Origin of the sequence: Nocardia sp. NPDC059154 (genome assembly GCF_042755705.1) — a bacterium.
Taxonomy (GTDB): Bacteria; Actinomycetota; Actinomycetes; order Mycobacteriales; family Mycobacteriaceae; genus Nocardia.
The window spans coordinates 1-7,593 of record NZ_JBHZCS010000149.1 but is presented as its reverse complement, the minus strand read 5'-3'; the positions used below and the strand labels follow the sequence as shown (position 1 = coordinate 7,593).

The 7,593-nt window shown below is 66.5% G+C and carries 8 protein-coding genes; 7 read left to right on the top strand and 1 reads right to left on the bottom strand.

Going from position 1 to position 7,593, the window contains the following annotated elements; translation table 11 throughout:
* Positions 1 to 392 precede the first annotated feature (392 nt).
* Entirely contained in the window at positions 393 to 1,388 is a 996-nt protein-coding gene (locus ACFXN1_RS50770; protein ID WP_379446467.1) for an AraC family transcriptional regulator, read from the bottom strand.
* Between the two features lie 115 nt (positions 1,389 to 1,503).
* Here ACFXN1_RS50770 and ACFXN1_RS50765 point away from each other — a divergent pair, with 115 nt between their 5' ends.
* From ACFXN1_RS50765 to ACFXN1_RS50735, 7 genes are all read left to right on the top strand, one after another.
* Entirely contained in the window at positions 1,504 to 1,893 is a 390-nt protein-coding gene (locus ACFXN1_RS50765) for a carboxymuconolactone decarboxylase family protein (protein ID WP_379446468.1), read from the top strand.
* Between the two features lie 40 nt (positions 1,894 to 1,933).
* A complete protein-coding gene (locus ACFXN1_RS50760; RefSeq protein WP_379446470.1) occupies positions 1,934 to 2,986 on the top strand; it encodes a 3-keto-5-aminohexanoate cleavage protein in 1,053 nt (350 codons plus the stop codon).
* A gap of 133 nt (positions 2,987 to 3,119) precedes the next feature.
* Complete coding sequence (locus tag ACFXN1_RS50755; RefSeq protein ID WP_379446471.1) at positions 3,120 to 4,451, top strand: MFS transporter; 1,332 nt, start codon at positions 3,120 to 3,122, stop codon at positions 4,449 to 4,451.
* Between the two features lie 57 nt (positions 4,452 to 4,508).
* Entirely contained in the window at positions 4,509 to 4,667 is a 159-nt protein-coding gene (locus tag ACFXN1_RS50750; RefSeq protein WP_379396000.1) for an SDR family oxidoreductase, read from the top strand.
* A gap of 46 nt (positions 4,668 to 4,713) precedes the next feature.
* Complete coding sequence (locus tag ACFXN1_RS50745; protein ID WP_379446472.1) at positions 4,714 to 5,322, top strand: RBBP9/YdeN family alpha/beta hydrolase; 609 nt, start codon at positions 4,714 to 4,716, stop codon at positions 5,320 to 5,322.
* Between the two features lie 16 nt (positions 5,323 to 5,338).
* Positions 5,339 to 6,100, top strand: a complete 762-nt coding sequence (locus tag ACFXN1_RS50740; protein WP_379395996.1) for a hypothetical protein — start codon at positions 5,339 to 5,341, stop codon at positions 6,098 to 6,100.
* Between the two features lie 557 nt (positions 6,101 to 6,657).
* The gene (locus ACFXN1_RS50735; RefSeq protein ID WP_379446406.1) at positions 6,658 to 7,422 is read left to right on the top strand and encodes a carboxymuconolactone decarboxylase family protein; all 765 of its coding nucleotides are present in this window, start codon (positions 6,658 to 6,660) and stop codon (positions 7,420 to 7,422) included.
* The last annotated feature ends 171 nt before the right edge of the window (positions 7,423 to 7,593 follow it).

Sequence of the window (7,593 nt, the reverse complement as noted above, 5' to 3'; positions counted from 1 at the left end):
GCGCGACCGGCTCGACCCCGCACACCGGCTCTTCGGAAAAGCCACAACCCGGACTCACCATCAACCAGACCAGCCCTGCCCTCCAAACCGCGCCTTGACTTGAAGGGAAGCCATTACGGTGCGTTCGGTCGGCCTCGGATGGACACGGCCAGTTGATCTTCCGTCGTCCTGCGCTGGCCGCTTCGGTCAGCGGCTCGAGCGGAACCTCGTCAGCCGTGTGATCGGAAGTCAGCTGCGGTGAATCCCTAGCGCCGGATTTCGCAGTTTTGCGCGTCTCACACCCCGGTCAGTAGCTGCTTTCAGGAGTCCGGTCCGGACGAAGGCCCGCAGAGTTCCTCGGTGGCGGGGACTGCGGGGACTTGGCCGGGGTCCGAAACGTGACGGTCGCGGGTTCATGACTGGTGGCGCCGGAATTGACTGGGGCTGTGGCCGGTGTGGCGGCGAAACCATCGCGAGAAGGCGCTCAGTTCGGAGAAGCCGAGTTCGGTCGCGATGTCGGTGAGCGTGCGGTCGTGCTGGGTGAGATAGCGGCGGGCGAGGTCGAGGCGGGTGGTGTCGAGGATGCTGGTGAAGGTTTCACCAGCGTCGGCGAGGTGCCGGTACAGGGTACGGCGGCCCATGCCGAGCCGGTCAGCGAGGACGGCAGCCGAGCAGCGCTGGGTGGGCAGGAGGGATTCGATGACGGCGCGCGCCTGGTCGGCAATGGACTCGCCGGACGGGGCGAGTGTTCGCAGGTAGTCGCGAACGTAGGGGCGGAGCAGGGGGTCGGCGAGAGGGTTCGCCGCGTCGAGGTCGTGAGAGTAGCAGACGATGCCGTCGGAGGACTGGTCGAATTCTATTGAGGGACCGAGGATCCGGTAGTAGGCATCGAGGTCGGGTGGTGCGGGGTGGGCGAAGCGGACCGATACCGGGCGCCAGGTTGGGCCGAGGAAATCGCAGAGGATCCGGCAGGGCGCACCGACGGCAAGCTGGCGGAATTGCCGGCCGAGCGAGACCCCCTCGGCCGCCTGGACGTGGATAGTGGTCAGGCTGTTGGTTTCGGTGAGCCGGATGCGCAGTGCTTCATTGTGCAGGGTGATGTTCCGCAGCGCGATTTGTACCGCGCTGCGGATATCGGGTTCTTCACGGGCGACGAGGGCGACGGGGCCGAGGTTGGACAAGCCTCGCCGTTCGGCGAGGCGTAGCCCGACGTCGTCGCAATTCGCCGCGGCGGCGGAGCGTTCCAGGAGTTGGTCGACCGCTGTGACCGGCAGCCAGATGTCGCTGGCGGTCAATCCGGCAGAGCCGATGCCGACCGAGCGCAGCAGCAGCATCGGGTCCAGCCCGAGGGACAGGGCCACATCGACATAGCCGGACAGCACGGCGCTGCGAATCATCGTCGCCGTCATCGCCATCCTTCCTATGCCCCAGGAGTCAAATTACATGGCTCAATGGGTCAAGTACAGTTGCGTTTCGGCAGATACCGTGACCCGCATCACGTCCAATGCATCACAGGAGCTGCCGATGACCACCGAGTCCGTACCCACCCCCGTCGTCGACGCAATGCGCGCCCAGGGTGCGTGGAATCCGTTGTGGGACAAGCTCTTTGAATGGGACCCGGTGTGGACTGAGCAGTTCATGTCCATGGGTACGCTGCCGATTCGCCGTGGCGTGCTGTCCCCGCAGTTCGTGGAGTTGCTGGCCATCGCGGTCGACGCCGCGTGCACGCACATGTACTCGCCCGGAGTGCGCCGCCACATCCGCGCCGCATTGGAGCTGGGTGTGTCTCGCGAGGAGATCCTCGCCGTTCTCGAGCTGACCACCGTGCTGGGCATTCACGCCTGCAACATCGGGGTCCCCGTGCTCGCCGAAGAACTCGACGCCTTCGAGCGTCGCCGCGCGGAGCAGCGGTAGTTCCGCACCGCGCAATCCACAACGATCAGGAAGGACGATCATGCACTACCTCGATGATTCGCTGCTACCGGAGAACCAGGAGAAACTGGTCATCCAGGTGGCCCCGTACGCTCCGGGGTTCCTGCCCGGAGATTCCGACGACATTCCGGTGACGATGGACGAGCAGATCCAGAAGGCGGTGGACTGCTACAACGCGGGCGCGCAGGTGCTGCATGTGCACGTGCGCGAGCTCGACGGGCACGGATCCAAGCGGTTGGAGATGTTCAACGAGATGCTGGGCCGTCTCCGGGAAGCCGTGCCGGAGATGATCCTGCAGGTCGGTGGGTCGATCTCGTTCGCGCCGCCGGAGGGCGGCGACAAGGCGAAGTGGCTGGAATACGACACCCGCCACATGCTGGCCGAGCTCGACCCGAAGCCGGATCAGGTCACCATCGTCGTCAACACCAACCAGATGAACGTCACCGAGCTGCTGACCGATGACGACATCGCGGGCACGTCGATACAGCAGAACCCCGTGCTTTACAAGGCATACCGCGACATGGTGATGGAAGCCGGTCCGGAGTTCTACCTCGAGCATCTGCGCCGGCTGACCGCGGCCGGCATCCAGCCGCACTTCATGCTCGGCAGTCTGACTCAGCTGGAGACGGTGGAGCGGTTGATCCGTCGCGGCCACTACACCGGCCCGCTGGTGCTGAACTACATGGCGATCGGCGGCGGTTCGGCGGGCCTGCACCCGGCGGACCTGATCGAGTTCATTCGCCGGACGCCCGACGGTGCGGTGCTGACGATCGAAACGATCATGCGCAATGTCACCCCGATGTGCACGATCGCGATCGCGTTGGGCCAGCACGTGCGGGTCGGTATCGAGGACAACCTGTGGGGCCGCAGGGGCGAGCGGCGCACCTCGGTCCAGCAGGTCGAGCAGATGGTCCGCATCGCCGACGAACTGGGGCGCGACGTGGCTTCCTGCAAGGAGGCACGTGAGATCTACCTGCTCGACGAGCAGTACGCCGGCACCGACGAGGCGCTGGCCAAGATCGGTTACCCGCCCAACCGCAAGCCCGGCCAGGTCGGATTCCTTCACCACGCCTGACCTTCACCGGTGACAGCGCGCCGCCACAACCGTCCGGCGCGCTGCCCCGGCCCTTCCTTCTTCTCTTTCTCATCGTCCGGCATCGGTCCCTTCGGGCCCGGTATGCCAGTTCCACCAGGCTCGAGGATGCGCCATGGACATTCCCACCACTCCCGCCGCCCCTTCCGCGATCACACCCGCGACCCCGAGCGCACGTTCCCGGATCTTTCCGTGGATAGTGTTCGGATTGACCTTCGGGTTGATGTTGTCGGACTACATGTCCCGCCAGGTCTTGGCCGCAGTGTTTCCGCTGCTGAAATCCGACTGGGGGCTGTCGGATTCACAGCTGGGGTCGCTGACCAGCGTCGTCGCGTTGATGGTGGGCGTGTTGGCGTTTCCGCTGTCGCTGGCGGCCGACCGATGGGGCCGCATGCGCAGCTTGCTGGTCATGGCGACCGTCTGGAGCGTCGCCACCCTGCTGTGCGCGCTGGCCACCGGCTACGGCCAGATGCTCGGCGCACGGTTTCTGGTCGGGGTCGGTGAAGCCGCATACGGCAGCGTCGGGGTCGCAGTGATGCTGTCCGTGTTCGCGCCTCGGTTGCGGGCCTCGCTCAGCGGAGCGTTCCTTGCCGGCGGTTCTTTCGGGTCGGTCCTGGGAGTCGCACTCGGCGGCATCGTCGCCGCACATATCGGCTGGCGATGGACTTTCGTGGTCATGGCCGTGGTGGGTCTGCTGCTGGTTGCCGCGTTCCGGATGCTGATCACCGAATCCGCCCTGAGCCGTCATCAGGTCACGGAGACGCCGGCGCCGGATTCGTCTCCGGCCCCGCACAACACCTCGCGAGCGCCGTTGGCGAGCCTGTTCGCGTCGGTATCGCTGTGGTGCGCCTACCTCGGTGGCGGCCTGCAGCTGTTCGTCGGGGGTGTGTTGCTGGCCTGGCTGCCCAGCTTCTTCAACCGTTCCTATTCGATGCCCCCGGGCCGCGCCGGCCTTGTGGCCTCGGCATATGTGCTGCTCGGCGGAATCGGAATGATCGTGTGCGGCATCATCACCGACCGGATCGGGCGCACCGATCCGGTGCGTCAGTGGAGCAGCGCACTGGTCTACTGCACGATCTCACTGATCCTGCTGACCATCGCGTTCGGTCTCGGCACCGGCCCCGCCCAACTGATCGTGCTCGCGCTGGGCACACTGACCGCCTCCGGCTCGACCGGTGCCACCACCTCGATGGTGGCCAGCCTCACCCATCACAGCTTGCGTGCCACCGCGTTCGCGACGGTCGCATTGGCCAACAACGTTTTCGGACTCGCCCTCGGCCCGCTCGTAGTCGGCTTCCTGGCCGACCGCTACGGGCTGGCCAACGCCTTGCGACTGGTCCCGTTGGTCTACCTCGGCGCCATCATCGCCCTGGCCCTGGGCCGCCGCGCCTACCCTGCCGGACTACGCCGCCTGGCCGCCCTCGATACCCGGCCGACTGCCGCGTGAACTCGGCGGCGCTGCCCGCCGCATTCCCTCCTTCACCAACCCCCGCGAGGTGCCTCCATGCTCAATTTGTCTGTGCTGCTGGAAGATACAGCCCGCCTCCCGATGGGCAGGCTCGGCACACCCGAGGAATACGCCTCCCTGGCGGTCTACCTCGCCGGTGACAACCACTACCTCACCGGCCAGATCATCAGCCCCAACGGCGGAGCCGTCATCTAACCCCGCGGCCGGGAACACCCGGCCACGTCATCCTGGAGCACCGACCGTGAATCTCGCGACCGAACCGAACGTCCTGATCGTCCCCGGCCTCGGCGATCACCCCGACGACCACTGGCAGATCCAGCTCGAAGCAACACGTCCCAACGCCCGACTCCTGTCCCGGCCGAACGGCGCCCAGCGCCTGGACTGCCGCGCCTGGGTCACGGCGTTGGACCGGGCCCTGTCGGACATCACCGGCGAGGTTGTGCTGGTCGCCCACAGCGCAGGCGTGCTGGCCCTCGTCCACTGGGCCCAGCGCGCCACCCGCGACGTCCGTGCCGCGGTCCTGGTCACACCACCGGACTTCGAAACACCGCTCCCGGACGGCTACCCGAGCACCACCGTGCTCGGCCGGCACGGCTGGACCCCGATCCCACGACGGCGGCTGCCATTCCCCTCCGTCCTGGCCGCGAGCACCAACGACCCCTTGGCCACCCGCCGGCGTGTGGCCGGCCTGGCCGAAGCCTGGGGCAGCCGCCTGATCGACGCCGGCCCGGTCGGACACCTCGACCCCGCCGCAGGCTACGGACCCTGGCCACAAGCCGGGCAACTGATCGACGACGCGACCCCAAACACGGTGCGCACCACCCCAGATCCGCACCAATCCCGTAGATGAAAACAAGGAACACCCGATGAGGAAAACCACCACCGCCGCGCTGCTCACCGCGACAGCCATTGCACTCACCACCGCGACGGCCGGCGCCGACCCCGCTCCCGCCGACCCAACGCCGAACGCCGTGCACTACGAAGTCGCTCGACGCGGCGACACCGCCCTACTCACGACCAGCGACGGCAAGCTGAAGGTCGACGGCGACCAGCTCGTCGTCACTGACCACACCGATCAACCGGTCGCCGCCATCCCGCTCACCTACCAGATCGACAACACGGCCTACCCGATCAACGCCCGGATCGACGGCGGCACAGCAACCCTCACACCATCGAGAACCGACGGCCGCCCGGCCGAGGCCGTCTCCCGCGACCAGGTCATCACCACCGACCAAGCCGCCAAACAGATCGCCGAATCCCTCAACCCCCGCGACGCGCAAGCCCTGGGCACCTTCGCCCAGCGGCTCTCGATCGGCGCCGCCGTCAGCGCTGTCCTGGGCGCCGTGCTGGGCGCCGGCGTCGGCTGCCTGACCGGCGCCGCAGTCGGGGCCGCGATCTCGAGCCCGGTTATCTTCCTGCTCGCACCTTTCGTCGGCGCCGCCGTCGCCGGCTGCGTCCTCGGCGCCGCCACCCTCGGCGCGGTCGGCTCCATGACCGGGCTCGTCGTCGCCGGCGGACCCATCACCCTGTTCGCCGCCATCCAGTACTTCTCCACCATCCTCGCACCCTGCCCACCCGAGCTCGCCTACTGCAAAGACCCCGCGCAACCCGCCGCGCCCGCGAAGTAGCAGTCCGCGCCACAACCGCGCACCCGGGGATCACGTCCGTCCCGGGCGCGCGGCCATGGCCAATCCGCCATCCGATCGCAGCGACCACATGAGCCAAGGATATGGTTCCCGCCGAAATCACCTCTCCACCAAGTGTTTCCGCAGTCCGGAGTGAACCACACCGACGGACTCCGCTCGTGGAACCACCGACCGGATTACGAGCTGGGTGGTTTGCCAGCCACACCCGAGCGGCAGTTACCTTCGGGAAACCGGTGACTCGCCTGTCGCTGACCTGACCGACGATCCACCCCGAATCCACGAATCGCGCCCGCTCCGACACGGAATTCGCCTAGGGCGGCGCGTTTATCGCTGCTGGTAGAGACCCTGCTGAGCCCCCGTCCGGTGCCCGGGCGGGGGCTCAGTCGTTTCGCCGGCACTAGCGCTGGCCGTTTCGGTCCGCACGGTGCATCCGGGTCATATTGGGCCTCGCCCGTGGCCGTAATCTTCTACATGCAGGCGTGATCACCAACCGTATGGATCCATCCAATGAGCTGCGTCGATCAGACGGAGGATGACCTATGTCCGCTGATGACATTTCGATGCCAGATCCGATGGACGCTGCCGCGGCCGATGCTGGTCCTTGGGATGCCGCAGCCTTGTCACTGTTGCGGACGTGGGACCCGGCATGGGCCGACGCGTGCAACAAGATGGCGACCAATCCCTGGCGTAGTGGGGTCCTGAGCCGGAAGTTCGTCGAATTGGTCAGTGTCGGCTTGGCCGTGGCGTGTACCAATCTTGATGCGCAGGCGACGCGGCGGCATATGCGTGCCGCGCTTGCGGCCGGCGCGACGCGCTCCGAAATGCTGTTCGTGATCAAGTGCGCGACCATGGTTGCGCTCCACTCGTGCAGCGTCGCTGCGCCGATCCTGCTCGACGAGGTACAGGCCCGCGCGAGCGAACCCGTGTCCAGAACCGGCGGCCTGCCGACTCCGTCGTGTGATGCGATGCGCGCTGCCGGACAGTGGAATGAGGCGTGGAATCCCTTCTTCGACCTCGACCCGGTATGGACCGACGAGTTCATGGCGACCGGTGTCGGCATCTATCGAAGCGAGGTCATGTCCGCCAAAGAAGTCGAGCTTCTCAGCATCGCCCTGGATGCGTCGTTCACCCATCTGTACTCACCTGGGATCCGACGCCATATCAAGGCTGCGCTGGGCGCTGGCGCGACGACTCAGGAGATCATGGAAGTACTGAAACTCTGTGTCGCCCAGGGAGTGCAGGCATGCAACGTCGGTGCCGCGATCCTCGCCGAAGAACTGTCTCGAATCGAGCCGCAGGAGTGAAGTCGGAGACCATAGGATGGGACACAGCAGCACAGCGATTACCACCTGTGAACGTGACATACCGCGACCGAGAGCCTCGGAGGCGAGAACATGTACTTCACCGATCGATCACTGCTCCCCGAGAACCAGGCACCGCTGATCATCACCGCGGCCCCCTACGGGCCGTTGTGG